The sequence below is a fragment of the Acinetobacter sp. CY05 genome (assembly GCF_059515805.1).
The window spans coordinates 267,692-288,335 of sequence record NZ_JCAKMW010000001.1 but is presented as its reverse complement, the minus strand read 5'-3'; the positions used below and the strand labels follow the sequence as shown (position 1 = coordinate 288,335).

At 41.1% G+C, this 20,644-nt stretch carries 26 protein-coding genes; 18 read left to right on the top strand and 8 right to left on the bottom strand.

Annotated features, from left to right (window positions below; translation table 11 throughout):
- Positions 1–36: 36 nt before the first annotated feature.
- Positions 37–504, bottom strand: a complete 468-nt coding sequence (locus AC5YCD_RS01510; RefSeq protein ID WP_496128353.1) for a phage regulatory CII family protein — start codon at positions 502–504, stop codon at positions 37–39.
- 51 nt (positions 505–555) lie between these two features.
- Complete coding sequence (locus tag AC5YCD_RS01505; RefSeq protein WP_496128352.1) at positions 556–744, bottom strand: hypothetical protein; 189 nt, start codon at positions 742–744, stop codon at positions 556–558.
- 108 nt (positions 745–852) lie between these two features.
- On the opposite strand from AC5YCD_RS01505, the gene AC5YCD_RS01500 reads away from it, so the two are divergent.
- The 12 genes from AC5YCD_RS01500 (at position 853) to paaI (ending at position 6,562) form a co-directional block, all read left to right on the top strand.
- Positions 853–1,506 carry a LexA family protein gene (locus tag AC5YCD_RS01500; RefSeq protein ID WP_496128351.1) on the top strand — a complete coding sequence of 218 codons (654 nt, stop codon included), beginning with the start codon at positions 853–855 and terminating at the stop codon, positions 1,504–1,506.
- Between the two features lie 794 nt (positions 1,507–2,300).
- On the top strand, positions 2,301–2,513 hold the full coding sequence (locus AC5YCD_RS01495) for a hypothetical protein (protein WP_496128350.1): 213 nt from the start codon (positions 2,301–2,303) through the stop codon (positions 2,511–2,513).
- 12 nt (positions 2,514–2,525) lie between these two features.
- The gene (locus AC5YCD_RS01490; RefSeq protein WP_496128349.1) at positions 2,526–2,828 is read left to right on the top strand and encodes a hypothetical protein; all 303 of its coding nucleotides are present in this window, start codon (positions 2,526–2,528) and stop codon (positions 2,826–2,828) included.
- Position 2,829: 1 nt separating this feature from the next.
- On the top strand, positions 2,830–3,165 hold the full coding sequence (locus AC5YCD_RS01485) for a hypothetical protein (RefSeq protein WP_496128348.1): 336 nt from the start codon (positions 2,830–2,832) through the stop codon (positions 3,163–3,165).
- A complete protein-coding gene (locus AC5YCD_RS01480; RefSeq protein WP_496128347.1) occupies positions 3,162–3,500 on the top strand; it encodes a phiTE_072 family protein in 339 nt (112 codons plus the stop codon). Before AC5YCD_RS01485 ends, AC5YCD_RS01480 begins: the two co-directional genes overlap by 4 nt.
- Entirely contained in the window at positions 3,497–3,913 is a 417-nt protein-coding gene (locus AC5YCD_RS01475; RefSeq protein ID WP_496128346.1) for a hypothetical protein, read from the top strand. Before AC5YCD_RS01480 ends, AC5YCD_RS01475 begins: the two co-directional genes overlap by 4 nt.
- Complete coding sequence (locus AC5YCD_RS01470) at positions 3,906–4,103, top strand: hypothetical protein (protein WP_496128345.1); 198 nt, start codon at positions 3,906–3,908, stop codon at positions 4,101–4,103. Before AC5YCD_RS01475 ends, AC5YCD_RS01470 begins: the two co-directional genes overlap by 8 nt.
- A 33-nt stretch (positions 4,104–4,136) precedes the next feature.
- Complete coding sequence (locus AC5YCD_RS01465; RefSeq protein WP_496128344.1) at positions 4,137–4,388, top strand: hypothetical protein; 252 nt, start codon at positions 4,137–4,139, stop codon at positions 4,386–4,388.
- Positions 4,375–4,911 (top strand): hypothetical protein, encoded by a 537-nt coding sequence (locus tag AC5YCD_RS01460; protein WP_496128343.1) that lies wholly within the window; start codon positions 4,375–4,377, stop codon positions 4,909–4,911. The genes AC5YCD_RS01465 and AC5YCD_RS01460 overlap by 14 nt, the downstream gene beginning before the upstream one ends.
- Positions 4,908–5,117: a helix-turn-helix transcriptional regulator gene (locus AC5YCD_RS01455; RefSeq protein WP_407410691.1), complete on the top strand. Its 210-nt coding sequence runs from the start codon at positions 4,908–4,910 to the stop codon at positions 5,115–5,117. The genes AC5YCD_RS01460 and AC5YCD_RS01455 overlap by 4 nt, the downstream gene beginning before the upstream one ends.
- Positions 5,118–5,222: 105 nt before the next feature.
- Positions 5,223–6,011 carry an rRNA large subunit pseudouridine synthase E gene (locus AC5YCD_RS01450; protein WP_496128342.1) on the top strand — a complete coding sequence of 263 codons (789 nt, stop codon included), beginning with the start codon at positions 5,223–5,225 and terminating at the stop codon, positions 6,009–6,011.
- Positions 6,012–6,172: 161 nt separating this feature from the next.
- Entirely contained in the window at positions 6,173–6,562 is a 390-nt protein-coding gene (paaI, locus tag AC5YCD_RS01445; protein WP_496128341.1) for a hydroxyphenylacetyl-CoA thioesterase PaaI, read from the top strand.
- 8 nt (positions 6,563–6,570) lie between these two features.
- On the opposite strand, the gene AC5YCD_RS01440 is transcribed toward paaI, so the two are convergent.
- Both AC5YCD_RS01440 and AC5YCD_RS01435 read right to left on the bottom strand, forming a co-directional pair.
- A complete protein-coding gene (locus AC5YCD_RS01440) occupies positions 6,571–7,203 on the bottom strand; it encodes a hypothetical protein (RefSeq protein WP_496128340.1) in 633 nt (210 codons plus the stop codon).
- 60 nt (positions 7,204–7,263) lie between these two features.
- Positions 7,264–8,967, bottom strand: a complete 1,704-nt coding sequence (locus AC5YCD_RS01435; protein ID WP_496128531.1) for a M61 family metallopeptidase — start codon at positions 8,965–8,967, stop codon at positions 7,264–7,266.
- A gap of 180 nt (positions 8,968–9,147) precedes the next feature.
- Between AC5YCD_RS01435 and AC5YCD_RS01430 the strand changes: the two genes are divergently transcribed.
- From AC5YCD_RS01430 to AC5YCD_RS01410, 5 genes are all read left to right on the top strand, one after another.
- Positions 9,148–10,443: a D-alanyl-D-alanine carboxypeptidase family protein gene (locus AC5YCD_RS01430; RefSeq protein WP_496128339.1), complete on the top strand. Its 1,296-nt coding sequence runs from the start codon at positions 9,148–9,150 to the stop codon at positions 10,441–10,443.
- 97 nt (positions 10,444–10,540) lie between these two features.
- Positions 10,541–11,842: an NAD(P)/FAD-dependent oxidoreductase gene (locus AC5YCD_RS01425; RefSeq protein WP_496128338.1), complete on the top strand. Its 1,302-nt coding sequence runs from the start codon at positions 10,541–10,543 to the stop codon at positions 11,840–11,842.
- Between the two features lie 136 nt (positions 11,843–11,978).
- Positions 11,979–12,461, top strand: a complete 483-nt coding sequence (locus tag AC5YCD_RS01420; protein ID WP_122901294.1) for an FKBP-type peptidyl-prolyl cis-trans isomerase — start codon at positions 11,979–11,981, stop codon at positions 12,459–12,461.
- Positions 12,462–12,554: 93 nt separating this feature from the next.
- A complete protein-coding gene (locus AC5YCD_RS01415; RefSeq protein WP_496128337.1) occupies positions 12,555–13,574 on the top strand; it encodes a hypothetical protein in 1,020 nt (339 codons plus the stop codon).
- A 197-nt stretch (positions 13,575–13,771) separates the two neighbouring features.
- Positions 13,772–15,202, top strand: a complete 1,431-nt coding sequence (locus AC5YCD_RS01410) for a cryptochrome/photolyase family protein (RefSeq protein ID WP_496128336.1) — start codon at positions 13,772–13,774, stop codon at positions 15,200–15,202.
- 30 nt (positions 15,203–15,232) lie between these two features.
- Here the strand turns inward: AC5YCD_RS01410 and yaaA are convergent, their stop codons facing one another.
- Positions 15,233–16,012, bottom strand: a complete 780-nt coding sequence (yaaA, locus tag AC5YCD_RS01405) for a peroxide stress protein YaaA (protein ID WP_496128335.1) — start codon at positions 16,010–16,012, stop codon at positions 15,233–15,235.
- 122 nt (positions 16,013–16,134) lie between these two features.
- Here yaaA and AC5YCD_RS01400 point away from each other — a divergent pair, with 122 nt between their 5' ends.
- Positions 16,135–16,764 carry an alpha/beta hydrolase gene (locus AC5YCD_RS01400; RefSeq protein ID WP_496128334.1) on the top strand — a complete coding sequence of 210 codons (630 nt, stop codon included), beginning with the start codon at positions 16,135–16,137 and terminating at the stop codon, positions 16,762–16,764.
- A gap of 37 nt (positions 16,765–16,801) precedes the next feature.
- On the opposite strand, the gene AC5YCD_RS01395 is transcribed toward AC5YCD_RS01400, so the two are convergent.
- From AC5YCD_RS01395 to hisC, 3 genes are all read right to left on the bottom strand, one after another.
- The gene (locus AC5YCD_RS01395) at positions 16,802–17,164 is read right to left on the bottom strand and encodes a hypothetical protein (protein WP_496128333.1); all 363 of its coding nucleotides are present in this window, start codon (positions 17,162–17,164) and stop codon (positions 16,802–16,804) included.
- Positions 17,165–17,277: 113 nt separating this feature from the next.
- Positions 17,278–19,524, bottom strand: a complete 2,247-nt coding sequence (locus tag AC5YCD_RS01390) for a bifunctional prephenate dehydrogenase/3-phosphoshikimate 1-carboxyvinyltransferase (RefSeq protein ID WP_496128332.1) — start codon at positions 19,522–19,524, stop codon at positions 17,278–17,280.
- A gap of 3 nt (positions 19,525–19,527) precedes the next feature.
- Positions 19,528–20,619 (bottom strand): histidinol-phosphate transaminase, encoded by a 1,092-nt coding sequence (hisC, locus tag AC5YCD_RS01385; RefSeq protein WP_496128331.1) that lies wholly within the window; start codon positions 20,617–20,619, stop codon positions 19,528–19,530.
- Positions 20,620–20,644 lie beyond the last annotated feature (25 nt).

Sequence of the window (20,644 nt, the reverse complement as noted above, 5' to 3'; positions counted from 1 at the left end):
AGTTGGTGAACAACCGAAAAAGCCTGACCTCGCACGTCAGGCTTTTTCTGTTTCTGAGTTATTGTTTTTAATACAAGCTTGAAATTGCGTATCAAGCTGCGCCAGTGCAATATGCATTTGATGAATAATCTTTGACATATCTGCCACTTCACCTTGAGTCACACGACCATCTGCCATGATTTCGCGGAAAGTAGACATCACATCGCCACCACGCATGCCAATACAAAGCACCTTGTCGGTGAGTGATATATCGCGGCTTTCAGGAATATCGGGAAGATCAATAGCAACTTTCCCATGTTCAGCAGCTAGTGCTTGCATGATTCGATAATCACCAGTTAAGGCCATCAGTTTTGATGCTTCAGCAAGTGTTAAATGATGCGTCTTCGTGTTTGGATTCACTTTGCTATTCAGTACCGCAACACTCATACCCATACGTGGTGCTAATGATGATGCGCCACCCGGATAATCATGCACTGTGTTATACGCTGCATCTTCGATGTTCATGTATGCCCTCTTTGAACGTGTTTTTGTTTAGTGTGTTAAGCGATAATTTGTTTAAGCGGTTAGAGCTTTTAAATTTGCTTTCACCTTACCTTGCGTAAGAACTTCAAAAGTTGCTTGTGTACGAAGTGGGATACCATTTTTCCCCCACTTCCATAATGTGACTTCTGAAAACCCAATTTTTTGGGATAATTCGCGTTTGTTTTTACAGCCGTAATGGCTCATAAGATCACTAAGTTTCATCGCCCTCTTCACTTAACTACAGTTAATAAACCAAAGTTACCACACCTTAACCACAGTTTCAAACTAATGCATTAACATTAGTTAAGATTATTGAGAATGGATTTGATCATGTCTTTCCACTTACGCCTTCAAGAAAAATTAAAAGAAAAAGGCTATAAGCCTGCTGATTTAGCTAGAGCGGCTGAAGTTTCAAATGTAGCTGCTGGAAAGTGGATTCATGGAGATAGCCAACCAAAAGCCGGGAAACTAAAACTTATAGCGAGATTCTTAGGTGTTAGTGATGATTGGCTTTTAACTGGTAGAGAGGCATCTCCACGACTAGATAACAATATAGATTTATCTCAAAAATTTTCTATCGAAGGTCGTCCAGTCCCTGTGATCTCATGGGTAGCTGCTGGTACATTTGACTCAATAGAAACTGTTCTAAAAGACGTTGAAGTGGATGAATATCTACCACCCATTAGAGAATGTGGGAAAAATGGATATGGTTTAGTTGTTGTTGGCAACTCAATGAAGCCTGACTTTAAGCCGGGCGATCGAATTTATGTAAATCCCGATATCCAAACTTTTGATTTACATACAGATGATTTGGTGATTATTGCGTGCTGTGGTGAAAGTGAAGCCACATTTAAAAAGTTAATCATTGAAGGTGGTGTTAAGTACTTGCAGCCACTTAACCCAGATTGGCCTGAACAAATTATTCGCTTAACTGAAGATTGTCGTTTGGTTGGCAAAGTGGTTGGTTTGTATAGAAAAATTTAGTTGAGTCTTTCTAATGGAGTTTGGTGTGGTTGACTTGATACAAATCCATGAAATACGACTTAAAAATACTCGAGATTTAATGAAAGAATCGCGATTAAGCCGTGTTGACTTTGGTTTTTTATGAAAAAGATAATTCAAGCAATAAAGATGTGGTGGTGTGGAAATGTCTTCACCTATAAAGACGAAAATGTCTTTGGAATTGGAGTTGATAGACACTGGACTTCAAGAACTGCGCATTCCGTTGTTAATTATATGATTAAGCATCAAGCTTGGATAATACCCACAATTATCACAGCAGTTGTTGCTATAGTTTTGGCTAGACCTTGGAAATGGTAATTACTTAAACCAAGTCCACCAAGGGAACCCATATATAGTCTTTTTTTTATTTAATGGTTTTGAATTTTGACGAATCTCCCTCATTAGTTTTTTTCTTTCTGCAATGTGATTGTTTAATCTTACTTTTGCTTTAGATAGTTTATGTTTTTTGATAACAGGGAATTTATCTATAACTCGCATTAATATGAATATGATTGTGAAAGTATTCATCAATAAAGAAATACAAAGTAAATTAATATCCACTTAAAAAAGCTCCACACAACCCACCCCTTGCGGTGGGTTTTCTTTTGTCTATTAAAGCATAGTTAACAAAAAAAGCTGACTAAATAAAAACCATAGTTAATTTTATTGTTGACTATTTTATTAACTATAGTTAATCTTTTAATCACAAACAACAAAAAACCTCGCCAGACGTCGAAATCAAGGGCGAGGTTTTAGGACTAAACAGTGGAGTCATTATGACAAATCAAACTACCGAAAAGCAAATGCCAAAACTCTTTGAGCGTGTGGTTGTTGTAACTGCAGCAATCACCGCAACACTCTTCGTTTATTTCTTGCTGATTCAGCAAACAGATCAGATTGAAGTCGATGCCGAGTTTAGTCGTGCATACGCTTCTGAAATGCAGGCCATTCGAGCCGAAGCTGATCGAAAACACTATTTCGAAAATTAAATTAGGTGATCTATGACTTCAATCAAAAAGCAATCTCGCCCTGCCTTCCGTGAATTTTTGGGTGAAGCTGATGGTCAGTTCAAGGTGCGTGTTGGTCAAACCATTTATCTCGTTGAGCCGCACCGCCTAACTGCAAATCGCTTCAAGATGATTCATCCGGGTTTTAGTTGGCTGAGTCGCACAAAAGTCATTGATCGTAAAACACAAGAAATTCGTGCGCTTACTGTTGAAGATTTACAAAAAGAATGGCTGACAAAGAATCTACAGGCCGTTGTAAATCAGAACGTACGTCGCTCCCAATATAGTGAGACTTAGAATGTCAATTATCTATAAAGCAAAAGATGTGCAGCCATCTAATCCAGCTGTTGTACCTACCCGCCTTTGCAAAGCTTTCACAACATTTTTATTGAACGGCGGTTACCAAGGGTTTGATGTGGAAAATCATGCTGAGTTTAAGAAGCCTAAAAGCCCATCAATTCATATTTCACTAAATGGGGCTATTTGTAAGCAAGGTCAGAAGCAGTATGCACTTTTCTTGCAAATCTACCTGCGCACTGGTGCTAACTTTTTAGAGCGCTTAAATCGACAAGCAAACATGGCGATTCGTAGTGGTAAAGCTGGATTTAAATTTATCGATAAGGTGGCGGCATGATTCCTCAAGTTAATGTTCATCACATTCCGTCATCAGATGAAGTTACTCAAATCGATATGTTTTGCGTTAAGCATCCTGATGGCCAATATCAAATCACTATTCGCTGTTGGGATCATGCTTGGACTGCTTATCGTGAGTGTTGTGGCTTCGAAACCATTGAGCAGTATTTTACTGAAATGTGGTTTGAAAATGGTTTTGAGGAACATTTAGTTAATTTGTTCTTACGTGCAAAACATACGAAAGCCGAGGAAAAATGGCTGCGTAAAATTATGAAAAATATTTGCGTGTACTTAAAAAATCTTAATTCTGATAGCGTTCAGGAGTCAGCCGCATGATAAACGCACCAATTAAACAGGGATACGGTGATGCCATTGCTCAGTTTCTAGCAAACGGCGGGCAAATCACACCTGCAGTTAATAGCAATAAGTCGCCTGATTTTAACCCCAACCTGCCCACTGGTGGTCTTGAGAATTTTCAGCTTCGCAAAGAAGCTGAGCAACAAGGTTTTAAATCTTATTCAACGTTTGTGCCGTGCGAAAAGTGCAATACGTCAGAGCGTTCAGTCAAAACAAATGCTTGTCTTGCTTGTGATCGACGTAGAGCACGATCAAAAACAGGCTTAAGTGATAAGACTCTGCAAGATGTTGGTCTCTACTTACTAGATAGCGGCAAGTCTATTGAGTTCACCAGTGGTGGCCAAACGTACGTATTAAAAATTGAAGCAGCTCAGGAGTCAACCAATGTATGACTTTCACTGCCCATTTTGTTCATGGGGTATGGATCGTGAAGATATTAACGATCAAGTACATGAAGATGATCATGTTGGCGAATGGGAAGTTAAGTGCAATCACTGTAAAAAGGACTTCACACTCGAAGCTGCACCAAGCATTGATTATTTTGTTCGTATAAAGAAAACACAGCAGACCACCTCTTTTTGAGGTGGTAGTGAAAAACTATCAGGATTAGAAGAAATGAAAAATCAAGAAACCAACTTATCTAAAGTTATGGCTATACATGCCGAACTTCTTGAAGAAAACCCTTATTGCTACTTTGAACTTGCTTATACACGTTATACAGATTGGATGGCTTGGATCTGCACCAATTCTCGTGACCACGACCCAAGCAGAAAAGTTTTGCTTTGTGGTCAAGGTTCAACAGCTGAAGAAGCATGTGCTGATGGTTTAGCTAAATATGAAGCGGAGCAAGCCGATGCAAGCGAATGAAATAATTAAGCGACTTGGTTATGAAAAAGCCAAAGTTATGCTTCAAGGTTTGGGTAATGAATATAATGCTGCATTGCTTGAATACCGCCGCCAAAATGGTTTTTTTGAAGTTGGGGATACAGTAGTAATAATTAATCATCCAACTGCGAGTAAAGGTACTTACCAGGTTAGAGAGCCAATAAACAGTAACTCTGTTGGAATTGCGCCTATTTGTAAAAGCGGCAATGTTTTGGATATGTGTGCTCAATTAGCATCACCATACTATTTGCGACATGCTGAAGATATGGAGATTGAAGCTCAGCGACAATTAGATCTGCCAAAGCGTAACTCAATCATCAAAGCTAATTTTAAAAATGCTGCAGGTGAATATATTCAGGTTATTGGCAAAGTTCGAGAATTAAAAGGCCGAACAATTTGCTGTAATGAGGTTGGTACCGGGAAACCGTTCTTTTGTTTACCTGGCGAGTTTAAAAAATATGATCTGCCTGAATCTGTAATTTTAAGTTTGGGAGAAGTGTCGTGAGCACTACTATTGATCGTCGTGTGCGTGCATCTGAGTTTATGCAACTATTGGCGGTTGGTCGTGAAAAGTTTTACAAAATGATCAATCGCGGCGAAATTGAAAAGCCAATTAAGATCACTGATCGTGATGTCTTCTGGTACGAATCATACGTTAAAAACAAAGTTGAAGAACATAAGCCCAAATCTGATACAATGGCCCACATCTAAGTGGGCTTTATTTTTATCTATACGGTTAGGTTTGCAAAAACGGGTAACTAAACGGGTAATAGGCAAAAGCCGTAAAACTTTTCATATATTTATCAGTGTGTTATTGTGAAAATTGTAATTCTTAACAAGCCTTATGACGTCCTCTCCCAGTTTCGTAAAGACGAAGCCCATATGACCATGTCTGACTTTGTCGATGATCCAGACTTACGTCTTGCGGGTCGTTTAGATATGGACTCAGAGGGCTTGGTGTTTTTAACTGACCATGGCGGTTTAAACCAATACATTACCAACCCTGCCAATAAAAAGTTTAAAACTTATTTGGTACAAGTCGATGGTGATATCACTGAGGACGCGCTTGAGCAACTGCGTAAAGGCGTTGAGCTCAAAGATGGTATGACGCTGCCTGCTAAAGCCATTAAAGTGCAGCAGCCTGAATGGTTATGGGATCGTGATCCTCCAGTCCGTTACCGCGCTAATGTACCAACCTCTTGGGTTGAAATTCAAATTTGTGAGGGTCGTAACCGCCAAGTACGTCGTATGACTGCTGCCGTTGGTTTTCCAACACTGCGTTTAATTCGTACCCGTATTGGTCAAATTGATTTAGTGCAATTGGGTTTACAACCGGGCGAAACCAAAGAAATTGAACCTTTGTTATATTCAGATTTCCAAAATGTACCCAAGGAAGAACCCTACCGTTCACGTTCTTATGTGAAAAAACCGGGTGGTACAGGCGGTAAGCCAATGGTGCGTAAAAATAAAGATGGTTCTGTGAAAAAATCAGGCACCAAACGTATTTGGCAAATGGATGACAGTGAAAAGCCACGTCGTAAGACCAATGGTACTACACGTCCAAACACCAAAGCACCACGCGGTCGTGGCCGTGGTCGCGGTTAAGTCATCGCTTATTTAAAAGCCTGCCCTTGTGGTGGGCTTTTTTATGCTTGTTATTTAAGATATAAAACTTAGGCTATTTTTAAACGCTTGAATTCACTTTGATCTTTATGTTATCTATACGCACACAATAAAAATTTATAGCTAAAACAAGGAAAATATTGATGGATCAAATGGTGAATCCCATGTTTAATAATGACATGCTGATGCAACAATTAGGCGCACATTTAGTTAGTTTTGCCGAACATACTGCAACGGTTGAACTTAAAATTACCGAACAGCATTTACAGGGGCATCAGACTTGTAATGGTGCGGTGATTTTTGCGCTATGTGATGCGGCTTTTGCGATTGCCTGTAATACAGGTGAGCATCCTGCTGTGGGGCAGCATTGTAGTATTAATTATTTAAAAGCAGGTGCTTTGGGTGATGTGTTAACTGCAACGGCAGAGCATAAAACCACCAGTGGCCGTACAGGGATTTATGACATTAGCGTCACCAATCAAAAGCAACAGATTATTGCTGAGTTTCGCGGCACTTCACGAATTATTAAATAAAAATAAGCTCACGAAAGTGGGCTTCTATAATCATTTTCAAATCTTACACAAGCTATTTTCTCAATACCATTAGATATAACGAGCGTAAAGTCATAATAATCACTATATATACCACCAAGCTGATTGCTATATCGTATTTCTATTCTGAAAGTAGTGTGCTTATGTAGAGTTAAACTCATTTTATCATTTTGATTTAATGCCAAAGTAAACTTATATTCTTCATTAGATTTTAAAATATCTAATCCCATTTGATACTCTTCATTAGTATCCAACCTGTAAATCTCAACACATCTTGCGGATTGTCCAACATTCAATACTTGGAATGTAATCTCTTTTTTATCTGCTTTTGAATATTGAATATTATATATTTTCAATATTGGTTTAGCTGCGTTATGCATAGCTTTCATTTGGTCTGCTATAGCTTGAATATTTAATGCGTTACTCTTAGTCTGATCACAATACCCATAAATAAGCCATAACAATGTAAGCGGTGTAAATACTCCTGCTAATACGCCCGATAGTTCATAAAAAGTTGTCGGTCTATCGAATAACTCAAGAACGTAAAAAGCTACAAAGACGATGATCCATACTATAGAAGTAATAGCTACGAATTTAGTAGAAATAAGACTTTTCTCTTCCATATTAAAATAAAAAACCCATGTCGAAACATGGGTTTTAAGTTAAAACTGCTTCAAATGCAATTATGCTTTAAGCCATTTTTCAGCTTTGGCTTGATCTGCCACTTTTAACTCAACCGAAGCTAAGCCAGTTTCTGCTGCTGTCACTTCAAATTGCATTAACTCATCACGGCGGAAAGCAAGTACCGTAAACCTACCTTGCTGCTTGGCATAACTTGCAAGTAATTTTTCTGAGGCTTTTAAACCATCAATCGCAATAATCACATCATTGGCAGACAGACCTGCTTTAGCGCCTGCACCATCACGACGCGCTTGCTGAACCACAACACCTTCAGGTTTGTCGCTGAGCTTTAAACCAAAGGCTAAAGCTTTGTCATCTTTGACTTGATACGAAATACCAAATTCAGGGAATAACTGATCAAGTGGCAATTCATCTGTTGTATTGACTAAATGGTTGATTTGTTCAAGCCAGTTATCACCCGTTAATTCTTTACATAACTCGTAAATGGTACGTTGATTGACTTGAATACCGTTTTGCGCATTTTCATACAGTTTACGCATTAAGGCATCTAAACTTGAACCACGTAAACGTAAACCTAAGTCTAAACACAACGCCACTAAACAACCTTTGTTGTAATAGCTAGTACCTGCATTATTTGAGTTTTCATCTTGACGATAGAACTTAATCCACGCATCAAAACTCGATTCAGCCACAGTTTGTACAAAACGACCCGGATTTTGTAAATAACGATCAATCTGCGCTTTAAGCAACTCTAAATAGGCATCCTGATTGATCACCCCACTACGTAATAAAATCAAATCATCGTAGTAAGAAGTAAAGCCTTCAAAAATCCACAATAAAGAGGTATAGCCTTCTTTATTCAAATCATAATTGACAAAGTTTTCAGGACGGATAAATTTCACCAACCAAGAATGGAAATATTCATGGCTGCATAAGCCTAAGAAACGCTGATAGTCTTTCGATGGCTGTTCAGGCTCATTGGCTTTGGGTAAATCGGCACGCGGCGTAATTAAACTGGTGCTGTTTGGATGCTCTAGACCACCATAACTATTGCCCGTTGCCATGGTCATAAATGTATAGTCTTTAAATGGCGCCGAACCAAACAGTTGAATTTCTGTGGCACAGATTTTTTGAATGTCTTGCTGCATACGCTCAGCATTCATGGCATGTTTACCTGACACCACAAATTCGTGGGCAATCCCTTCAGCTTCAAAGCTAAAACGGGTTTGCTCTGCCAATTCAAATGGTGAATCAATTAGCTGCGCATAGTTATCCGCTTCTAAAGTAAAACGACCTTTGACTAAACTACGGGTTTTTAAGCCTGTGGCAATTTGGAAATGCTTTAATTCGTCAGGTAAGAAGACTTCCACCTCAACCGCTTTATGCTCTTGACCTTCTAAGCTTAAACAAGCACACGCTGGGTTAATGTATAGACGTGTTGCATCCACATAGGCGCCACGTACCGACAAATCATACGCATAAACATCATATTCAACCGTAATTAACTCGTAATCGGTATTAAACAAACGCCATTTATTTTTCTCAAATTTTTCAATTTCGAGTAAACGCCCTTCTTCATCATAAGCGCGTACGCTTTCTAAATGCTTGGCAAATTCACGGATTAAATAGCTGCCCGGAATCCACGTTGGCAGTGCTAAAACCTGTGTTGGCTCAGCCACAAAACGTAAAGTGACATGAGCAAGATGCTGACGATAATCGTCAAATTCGATTTGATAATGCAACATAATGGGCAAGACAAAAAATAAAATAGGTAACTTGGCAAGAAGCTTAACATTTTTTTGCCAAGCAATGCATAGACGTTGCATTTGTCGGCTTTTTGACTAGCCAGAAGAAAAAAAAAGGCATAGCATGCGCAGACTTTTTTTAGATTGCTTTGTCAATGGATTGGCAAATAAGGAACCGCCTTGAAACCTGTGTTTTACCTGTTGGCAAGCTTAGGGCTACTCTGCTCCAGCGCAAGCTATGCCAACCTACTTAACATTGCCCCTGAATCTGTTGAAGCTGAAGCGTGGACCATTGTGGATCCACAATCAGGTCAAGTGATTGCTGAACATAATAGCCATGTACAGCGTGCGCCTGCCTCACTCACCAAAATGATGGTGGCTTATATTGCCTTAAAAGACATTCAAAACGGCAAGCTGACATTAGATGAAGTCCTTACCGTCAGCCCTGTGGTGAATCAGGTGATGTGGGATGAATCACAAATGCGCTTAAAAGTAGGTGAAAGCGTCAATGTCGATACGCTGCTGGCAGGCTTAATTGTGATGTCTGCCAACGATGGCGCATTAATGCTCGCAGAACGCATTTCAGGTAATGTCCCTAACTTTGTGGCACGCATGAATGCTGAGGCCAAAGCCTTAGGCATGCAGAACACCCATTTTGAGAATCCACCTGGCATTACCATGCCAAAGCATTACTCAAGTGCTGCAGATTTAGCTTTACTGGGTCAAGCCTTAGTCAATCAAACCCCTTACTATCTGCATTATTCAAAAATGCCAAGTTTTAGCTATCACAATATCTTTCACCATGCGACCAATTTACTGTTGCCTGTGGATGCCAGCGTCGATGGCTTAAAAACCGGTTTTACCAAGGCAGCAGGTTATAACTTAGCCCTCACAGCAAAGCGAGCAACGGGCAACCCTTATGCGCCTGAACGTCGTTTGCTGGTGGTGGTCTTGGGTACGCCAAATGCGCAAAAACGTGCCGAAGTGGCACATAAGCTGATGAATGTGGCCTATACCTATACCCGTAATGAAGCCATTATTAAAGCAGGACAAACAGTGGCTGAAATTCCTGTCACCAAGTCTAATTACACTTGGTTTCAAGTAAAAGCTTTAAGCCCTCAGGTCGCAACCACCTCCCTCTATCAGCAAAGTTTCCCAATCAATCTTAAAGACTTTGATCAGGCCAGCCAACGAATTCGCTATATGGCGGTGAGTGGTGAGCAGCAAGTCATTGAGCCTTTGTCGGATACTAAAACCAAAGTAGATATTCGCCTACCACAGCAAAGTTTAGCTGCACCTTTACACCAAAAAATGGATTTGGCTGAGGTTAAGGTCTATCAAAATGACAGTTTGCTACGCAGCTTTTCAATCGAAAACCAAGTTGAAGTGGATCGCTTAAATATTTTTGCCCAGTTTTTTGCTTGGTTTAGTGACCTTTGGCATCAAGTAGAACGCAAAGCTAAAGTTACGCTGTAATTTTATGTAACTTGTATAACAATTTTTGCTAGGTTGAACTTTTAGGAGATGGCATAGTCATGCCATCTCTTTTTTCTATAACAACAATAGGGACACAATGATAACTACACATAAAATTGTGATTATTGGTGGCGGCGCAGGTGGACTGGAACTAGCAACACAATTAGGCAATAGTTTAGGTAAGTCCAGCAAAGCTGAAATCACGTTAGTCGATCAAAAACTTACCCATATATGGAAACCCCTGTTACATGAAATTGCCGCAGGCCGCTTAAACATTCATGAAGAAGAAACCAATTATTTTGCGCATGCAGCCAAGCACTACTATCAGTTTGTTTTAGGGCGTTTTGTCGCCGTGGACCGTCACAACAAACGCGTGAGCATACAAAGTGAACAATGGGCAAAAAAAGCCGCCAATGGTGATAGTGCCAGCAGCGCTACGATTTCATTAGACTATGACACCCTCATTTTAGCCTTAGGTTCAACTTCTAACGACTTTAATACCGAAGGCGTGAAGCAGCACTGCCATTTCTTGGATAATTTAGAACAAGCGCAAAAGTTCCAACAAGATTTACTGCATTTATATTTAGATGCACAGCATTTGCCCGACGCACGTGCCTTAAACATTGCTATTATTGGCGCAGGTGCCACAGGTGTGGAATTGGCAGCCGAACTGATTCATGCCAAAGAACACTTTTATCAATATGGCCTGACCAAGATTGATCCAAGCAAAGTCAATATTACGGTCATTGAAGCAGCGGATCGAATTTTACCCGCACTTTCGACTAAAACCTCTTTACATACCCATGAGCAACTTGAAGATTTAGGTATTCAAGTCCTAACGCACCATCGTGTGGCCAAAGTGGATGCCGACACAGTATATTTCGCCGATGGCTCTCAGTTGGCAGCAGAAATTAAAGTCTGGGCCGCAGGTATTAAAGCACCTGATGTATTTAACCATTTCACTGAATTTGAAAAAGATCAAATCAATCGCTTACATGTATTTGCCACCTTACAAACCACCATTGATCCTGATATTTTTGCCTTTGGTGATTGTGCACATTGCCAACCCATTGCCAATGAACCAGTGCTGGCACCACGTGCGCAAGTGGCCAGTCAGCAAGCCAGCTTTTTAGTGCGTGCCATGAAAGCCCGTGTGGCCCAGCGCCCTTTGCCGATGTTTAAATTTTCAGAAAAAGGTTCCTTGGTATCATTAAGCCAACACAGTGCTGTGGGTGAACTCTTAGGCAAAGTCAATATTCACGGCGTGATTGCCAAGTCAATGTATGTCTCCTTGTATCGGGTGCATCAAGCCAATATTCATGGTTATACCCATGCCGGTTTACTCACCGCCAAAGATTTAATGACAAAAAACATTGGTCCAAAGATAAAACTGCATTGAAATTTATTGATGTGCCCCTATTAATAAAAAAACAGCATTAGAACGGTAAAAATGCGAATTTTAGCGAAATCTCTTCGATAAATTTATTTTTCCCTTTATGATGTATCTTTAGAAATTTATTGAATGGATCAATAACATGACTGCAATTGCAAATAACCACGTGGTATCTTTCCACTACACATTGACTAACGCTGAGGGTGAAGTTCTTGATAAATCTCAAGGCGAGCCACTTGTATACTTGCAAGGTGCAGGCAACATCATCCCTGGTTTAGAAAACGCATTACTTGGTAAAGCAGTAGGCGATAAGTTCACTGTAACTGTACCTGCAGCTGAAGGTTACGGCGAATACAACCCTGAACTTGTACAAGAAGTTCCTGCTAAAATGTTCCAAGGTGTGGATAACATCCAAGCGGGCATGCAGTTCCAAGCACAAACTGATGACGGCGTACAAATCGTAACTGTGAAAGCGGTTGAAGGCGAAAACGTAATCGTTGATGCAAACTTCCCACTTGCTGGTCAAGACTTAACTTTTGATGTTGAAATCGTAGACATCCGTGATGCTTCTCAAGAAGAATTAGATCACGGTCACGTACACGGTGTAGGTGGTCACCACCACTAAGATCATCTGATCTACAAAAAGGCAAAGTATTTTACTTTGCCTTTTTTTATGGCATCGCTTTTAATCAAATCAAGATCATTGGCTTTATATATTATGAAAACAACTTATCTGATTGCCATTTTAGCTTGCGCTATCACACAAACTGCCTGTAGTAAGACACTCGCTGAGCCAGCCAAATGCCGTACTAATGCCCTGCCTCACGCACAAGATTTTAATAAACTGTATCAAAAAGATGAATTTCGTATCTTCTATTCAACCTTAGCAAATTCCAAACATCGTCTAAAAGAGAACAAAGATCAAAATAAAAATGGTGTGCCGGATTATGTTGAAGATGTGGCGACTCAAGCAGTGGCCAGTCGTGAAATTTTTAAAGCAGCAGGTTTTCGCCATCCACTACAGAGTCCACGCTATCAAAATATACCCAACATTAGTATTTTTATTCAAGACTTAAAAGGCAATGGGGTAGCTTATGAAGTGCCTGCTGCTCATCCTAATCTGCCCAACCAAATGCCGTGTAGTTTGGTCATGCACATTTCTACAGATCTCAAAGGCTTTCCAGGCAATTATTGGACCACCGTGACCCATGAACTTTTTCACTTATACCAATACGGTTATACACAATTTAAAAACCGCTGGTATTTAGAGAGTTTAGCCAATTGGTCAGAGCGTAGTTTACGTGTCGACCTCAGTCCAGCCACAAAAAAACTCCCCCCTCTGCCTAAAAACCCACAAAGCTTACAGCAGGAAATCTTTAACGAAGGTTATCATCGTTTATGGCGGCGTTTAAGTGTCATTGAAAGTCAAGATCGTCTCATTATTCCAGCACATTTACAAAAAATGCGTTATAGCAATGGCAGCTTGGTATTTAAAGACCACGAATGGCGTAATACAGCTTTAGTGCTCAAGGTCATGCAAAATCTAGAACAAGCCTCTTTCAACATCAGTCAAGAGAGGCAGTGGCAAGCCTATAAATGGAAAGAAAGTGATCAGCGCTTAAAAGCGTGGGATGCGGTGATCTGGCAAAATATTCAAGCAGCTCTCAAACAACAAGGTTATCAAAGCCCAGAAGCCAAGCAATTGCAACGACTTCAGCTTAGCACAGTGACGCGTTGACCCAGATGAGACCAAATTCAACGCTTTAGCTCAATCAAGCTGAACTGTAATAAACAAGTAAACTCATTCGCTGTACCTGTTCTATGATTTATTTTTAAGTCAATATATAAAATACCAACAAAGCTATCGATTAGCCTCACAAGAATTTCACGTGTTTTCAAGCTACACTTAATTCATTTACGCATTTTATGAGCCCTATGTCTGCTTATCAACTTGTTTGGCTGCGCCAAGATTTACGTACCTTTGATCATAGTGCCTTGTACCATGCAATGGCCGCTGGGCCAACTATTGCTGTGGTGGTGCTATCACCACAGCAATGGCAGCTGCATGGGGATGCGAGCCTAAAAATCGATTTTTATTTACGCCAATTACAGCAGTTACAACAGCAGCTTAAGCGCCTGAATGTACCACTCGTGATTTTGCGTATTGAGCATTGGCGCGACATTGCAGAGCACTTTTGTCAGCTCTGTCAACAACTGTCTATTGTCAAGCTTTACGCCAACTGTGAAGCTGGCATAAACGAACAACAGCGTGACAATTTGGTTCAAGAAACACTTCAACATATCGGTGTTGCGGTGGAGTTTTTTCATGATCGAACCATATTTCCATTGGGTTCGATTTGCAATAAATCAGCGCGGCCTTATCAAGTCTTTGGTGCCTTTAAAAAACAGTGCTATGAACGACTCCGTGTCGCTTTACCCTCCTGTTACCCTGTGCCTGAAGCCCAAGCCAAAATCGATTTAAATTTAGCATCGTTTTGCACCATCCCAGAGTTAACTGAACTTGGCTTTAGGGAGATTGACCCCACACAACAAACGCTGTGGCCGGTGGGCGAAGAAACCGCACTGGATCGTTTAGACGTTTTTATTGCCGATCAAGTCAAACATTATCAGCATGAGCGCGACTACCCCAATTTAAATGCCACGAGTCAATTGTCACCCTATTTAAATAGCGGGCTGTTGTCTATACGCAGCTGTATACAGGCCCTATTCCGCTCACAATATGGTGATTTTTATTTTGACAATGAAGGGCAACAAACATGGCTCGATGAATTGTTGTGGCGCGAATTCTATCAACACCTCCTCTTTGATTTTCCACACCTCTCAAAACATCTGCCCTTTAAAGCGCAAACACAGGCATTAGCATGGCGTAATGATGCGCAAGATTTAGCAGCATGGCAACAAGGACAAACTGGGATTCCGATTGTAGATGCGGGTATGCGTCAAATGCGTGCCACAGGTTGGATGCACAATCGTGTGCGAATGATTGTGGCGATGTTTTTCACTAAAAATTTACTCATGGATTGGCGTATCGGTGAAGCATGGTTTATGCAGCACTTAATTGATGGTGATTTAGCTGCCAATAATGGTGGCTGGCAATGGTGTGCCTCTACCGGTACCGATGCTGTGCCTTATTTCCGAATTTTTAATCCAGTCAGTCAATCACAAAAATTTGACCCTCAAGGTGACTATATTCGACGTTGGGTGCCCGAATTAGCGCATTTAGATGCCAAAGAAATTCATGATCCTTATGCTAAACAACCCCATCGAGCTTTAAATTATCCCAAAGCAATCGTTGATTTAAAGCAAAGTCGCCTACGTGCTTTAGCGGCATTTCAAGCTTTATAAAAAAATCCCGATCAATGATCGGGATTTTTCTTAAGCAAGCTGCTCATCACGTTTAAACACCAGCTCATTGCCGTGTGAGCTGACTGGGTCAAAGTAGTAACCATCCACATTAAATGCTTTTAAGGCGTCTGGCTGTTGCACTTGGTTTTCGATAATATAGCGCGCCATTAAACCTCGGGCTTTTTTGGCGTAAAAACTAATCACTTTATATTTGCCATTTTTCTGATCTAAAAACACAGGCTTGATCACTTGTGCATTAAGTTTTGACTCTTGTAGTACTTTATAATATTCATCAGAGGCCAGATTCACCAAAATATCTGTTTGATTTTCTTTTAAATCTTGATTGATGAAATCAGTGATGATATTGCCCCAAAACGCATATAAATTGCTGCCACGCGGATTTTTTAAACGTGTGCCCATTTCTAAACGATAAGGCATCATTAAATCTAAAGGTTTTAGCAACCCATATAAACCCGATAACATACGTAACTTTTGTTGGGCATATTCTAATTGCTGATCCGACAAACGATAAGCATCTAAACCCGTATACACATCTCCCTTAAATGCAAAGATGGCTTGGCGACTATTGGCCAAGTTAAAATCTGGCTGCCAGTCACGAAAACGTGCCACATTTAGCTGCGCAATTTTTTCACTCACCGACATTAAACTGGCAATTTCTGTAGCACTGAGCTTACGACTTAGGTCGATAAGCTGTTGTGAGTGCTCTAGCAACCTTGGTAAAGTATGCACATCTGTAGGTAGACTGGTTTCATAATCGAGGGTTTTGGCTGGGGAAATAACAACAAACATAGAAAATTTGATCAAAAAATAATTAAACAAATATAACAGCAGCGCTATTTTAATGCCAATCTGTGTTTTTACTGAACATTATCGGTAGAATGTCGCGTTGTTTCTTTACCTGACTGTTGATTATGTCTGAGCAAATTTTCATCCAAGGCCCAGCAGGCAAAATTGAAGTTTTTGTCGATTACCCTCAGGGTGAAGTGAAAGGATTCGCTGTTGTCTGCCACCCCCATCCTCTACAAGGTGGTACACCGCACCATAAAGTTCCGGCACTGCTCGCGCAGATGTTTTTAGAACGTGGCTGCGTCGTCTATCGTCCAAGTTTCCGTGGTTCAGGCGCGAGTGAAGGCGTACATGATGAAGGTTTTGGCGAAACCGAAGATGTATTAGAGGTGATCCAATTTGCCCGCAAAAAGCATCTCACCGTACCATTTTATGCCGGTGGTTTTAGTTTTGGCGCGCACGTGATGGTCAAGGCTTATGCCACGCTCCCTGTAGAACTACAGCCCAAACAAGCCATGATCTGTGGTTTACCTACTGCAACTGTGGCAGGTGTACGTCATTATGTGACTCCACCGATTAAAGGCGATATTCTGTTTATTCATGGCGAAGCTGACGAAGTGACTTTATTGTCCGATATGATTGAGTGGTCACGTCCACAGCGTCACTTAGTCACGATCTTGCCAGGTGCCAATCATTTCTTTACCGGTTATTTAAAACAATTACGTCTTGCAATGACACGTTATTTAACCTTGTAAAATTTAAAACCTCGCTTTTGCGAGGTTTTTTTAGGCCTTATTTCCACTTAAAATCATGAAAATTTTTATCACTTTTTAAGGTCGTTTCAACGGCTTGTGCCAACTGATTCAGTAAACTTTGCTCGGTGATCCGCTCCAACCAGTCTTGTTCTTCTGCAGGATAAGAGCTGATTTCACAAACCATTTGTCCGTTATCATCTTGACTTTGACAGCTTACCGCCAACGGTAATTCATGCTCTTCAACACTGACTGCAATATGATCACCACTTTGCGATAAGGTTTCAAAACCAAAATCTGCCAATTTATCTGCCAAAAGCTGCGTGACGTGTTTTTGTGCCAAAAGGCATGCGTTGACATTATTATTTGCTTCACAGTGTGCAATAAATTGTAAAACTCTCATCTATGCATCCAAAAGACATTTTTGTTGTATAGACTTGAGCATATGCTCATAAACTCAAACAGCCAAGTGAATCACTTGGCTGTTGTGTATTTTTTGAGCAAAATTTAGACTAATTACTCAGTCACTTGAATTGCTAGACCTGCTGTGTTAGCCAGTTCAGTAAAGGTTGGGAAACTGGTTGCCACTGTTTCTGTACCTACAATTTGAATTGCACCTGAAGTACGTAGACCTGCCATCGAGAAACTCATGGCAATACGATGATCATGATGTGATTCAATTTCACCACCGGTGAAGATTGCGCCCCACTCACCTTGTTTACCCTTACCTTCAATGATGATGCCATCTTCAGTTGGTGTGCAGTCAATACCCATGGTTGTTAGACCATCTGCCATTACTTGAATACGGTCTGATTCTTTAACACGTAATTCAGCAGCACCGGTTAATACAGTTTGACCTTCTGCACATGCCGCGGCAATAAATAACGCTGGGAACTCATCAATGGCCAATGGCACTTGATCTTCCGGAATATGAATGCCTTTAAGCGTACGTGTGCCTTGAATACGAATGTCTGCAATCGGCTCACCGCCTGCAATACGCTCATTGTGTACGGTAAGATCAGCACCCATCTGTTTTAAAATTTCGATAATCCCAGTACGCGTTGGGTTAATACCCACAGCTTCTAAAGTAATATCTGAACCTTGTGTAATCGCAGCGCCCACCATAAAGAAGGCTGCTGAAGAAATATCAGAAGGCACTTGAATATGAGTACCCACCAATTTGCCACCGCCTTGCAAGGAAATACGATTACCTTCGGTTTTTACCTCATAACCAAAGGCACGTAACATACGCTCAGTATGATCACGGGTCGGCTCAGGTTCAGTGACAGAGGTTTCACCTGCCGCCCAAAGACCTGCCAATAAAATCCCTGATTTCACTTGCGCAGAGGCCATGGGTAAGTCGTAATGTACGCCTTGTAAAGCTTGACCACCGGTAATTGAAATCGGCGGTGTACCACGCTCACCTGTGCTTTGAATTTGTGCACCCATTAAACGTAATGGCTGAGCAATGCGCTCCATTGGTCGTTTAGACAGTGATGCATCACCGGTCATGACTGAATCAAATTGTTGCGCAGACAACATGCCTGAAAGCAAACGCATAGAGGTGCCTGAGTTGCCCATATACAGCGCAGATTTTGGTGCTTTTAGGCCATGCATGCCCACACCATGAATGGTCACTTCACCATTTTTAGGGCCTTCAATCGAGACACCCATATCACGGAAAGCTTGCAAGGTAGCCAGCGCATCTTCACCTTCTAAAAAACCTGTGACATGCGTGGTGCCTTCTGCAATCGCACCAAACATGATTGAACGATGTGACACTGATTTGTCACCTGGTACGGTAAATTTACCTTGGAAATTCTTAGCACCCGGTTGGATTGTAAATTGTTGTGTCACTTGTGTGTTCTCCAGCAAAGGTTTTTGAGCAAGCATATGATTAAAGTGCTGACGCGCCGCTTGAGCATGGCCCAATAAGCCCATCAATTGTTGTGAATTTTCATCTTCAATCAGTTTGCGAATCACCGCCAATTGTTGTTCAAAACCATCTACAGCTTTTAAGATCGCGGTTTTATTGGCGAAAAAGATGTCATGCCACATTTGTGGATCACTGGCAGCAATACGTGAGAAATCACGAAAACCGCCTGCGGCATAACGGAAAATATCTAAGTTATCTTCTCGGTTGGCCAGTTGTTCAACCAAGTTAAAGGCCATTAAATGCGGCAAATGACTGGTATGTGCCAACACTTCATCATGTTTGGCCACATCCATACAAATCACTTCTGCATGAGCAGCTTGCCACAGTTGAATCAGTCGCTCGACTGCCCATGTGCTACTTGTCGGCAGTGGGGTCAAAATTACTTTGTGATTGGCAAATAAATCCACTTTACCTGCATGCACACCCGTATGCTCGGCACCAGCAATCGGATGCCCCGGTACAAAACCTGCTGGTAAGTCTTCACCATACACCGCTTTAGCTGCCTCAACGACATTGCCTTTGGTACTGCCGACATCGGTAATAATGGTGTTGGCCATTAAATGTGGTTTGATCAGCTCAAGGACTTTTTGGGTCGCGCGCACGGGTAAAGCCAGTACCACTAAATCCGCACCTTGCACCGCATCAATCGGGTTATCATAACCCGCACAAATTAAACCTAAAGCTTTGGCATCGCTTAAGGTTTTCTCAGAACGGGTGGAGGCCACAATCTGTTTGGCTAAGTTTTCTGCCACCATCACGCGGGCTAAACTTGAACCAATCAGACCTAAACCAATAAAAGCAACTTTTTCAAACTGTAGCTGTGACATTAGTTATGCTGTTGCCTCTAAAGACAGAACTTTCGCCAATGCGCTTAAGAATTTAGCATTTTCAGCTTCGGTTCCAATCGATACACGTAAATGGTTGGCAATCCCTACAGGACGCACAATCACACCTTCTTTAAGTAAAGCATTAAACGTGGCCGCAGGGTCTGCTTGTACATCCACCAATAAGAAGTTGGCACGTGATGGCACATAGTTTAAGCCCAAAGCTTGAAAACCAGCTTCTAACTGCGCCATACCAGCTTTATTGGAAATACGCGATTTTTCAATAAAGTCTTCGTCTCTTAATGCGGCAACGGCTGCTACCATGGCTAAATGGTTCACGTTAAATGGCTGACGAATACGGTTTAAGAAATCTGTCACTTCAGCAGAAGCTAAAGCAAAACCCACCCGTAATGCCGCTAAACCATAGCATTTAGATAAAGTACGGCTAATAATTAAATTTGGATATTGGCTTAAGAATTTTAAGCTGTTGAAGTTTTCTGGGAAATATTCCACATACGCTTCGTCTAACACCACAATCACATGGCTTGGCACTTGCTGCATAAAGCTTTCAAATTCAGCTTCTTCAAACCAAGTCCCAGTTGGGTTATTTGGATTAGCAATAAAGATTAACTTGGTGTTGTCTTGTACTGCTTTGGCCATGGCATCTAAGTCATGGGCAAAACCTTTGGCAGGCACTTCAATGGCCTCAGCATTAATGGCTTGGGTCACTAAAGCGTACACAGCAAATGCGTGTTGGCTATACACCACAGAATCTTTTTCTGACACAAAGGCACGGGCAAACATTTCTAATAGATCGTTTGAACCATTACCTAAAGTAATTTGTTCATGTTGCACATTAAACTGTGCTGCCACTTGGTCTTTTAAAATAAAACCACCACCATCAGGATAACGACCAATTTCTGCCAACTCTGCTGCGACGGCTTGTTTGACTTTCTCTGAACAACCGAGAGGGTTTTCATTAGATGCCAATTTTACAATATCCGTTAAACCTAATTCACGCTCTAACTCGCTCATAGGTTTACCTGGTTGATAAGGCTTTAATTTTGCAATGCCGTCATTGGCTGGCACAAAGGTCATATTCTACTTCCCGATGGAGACAATT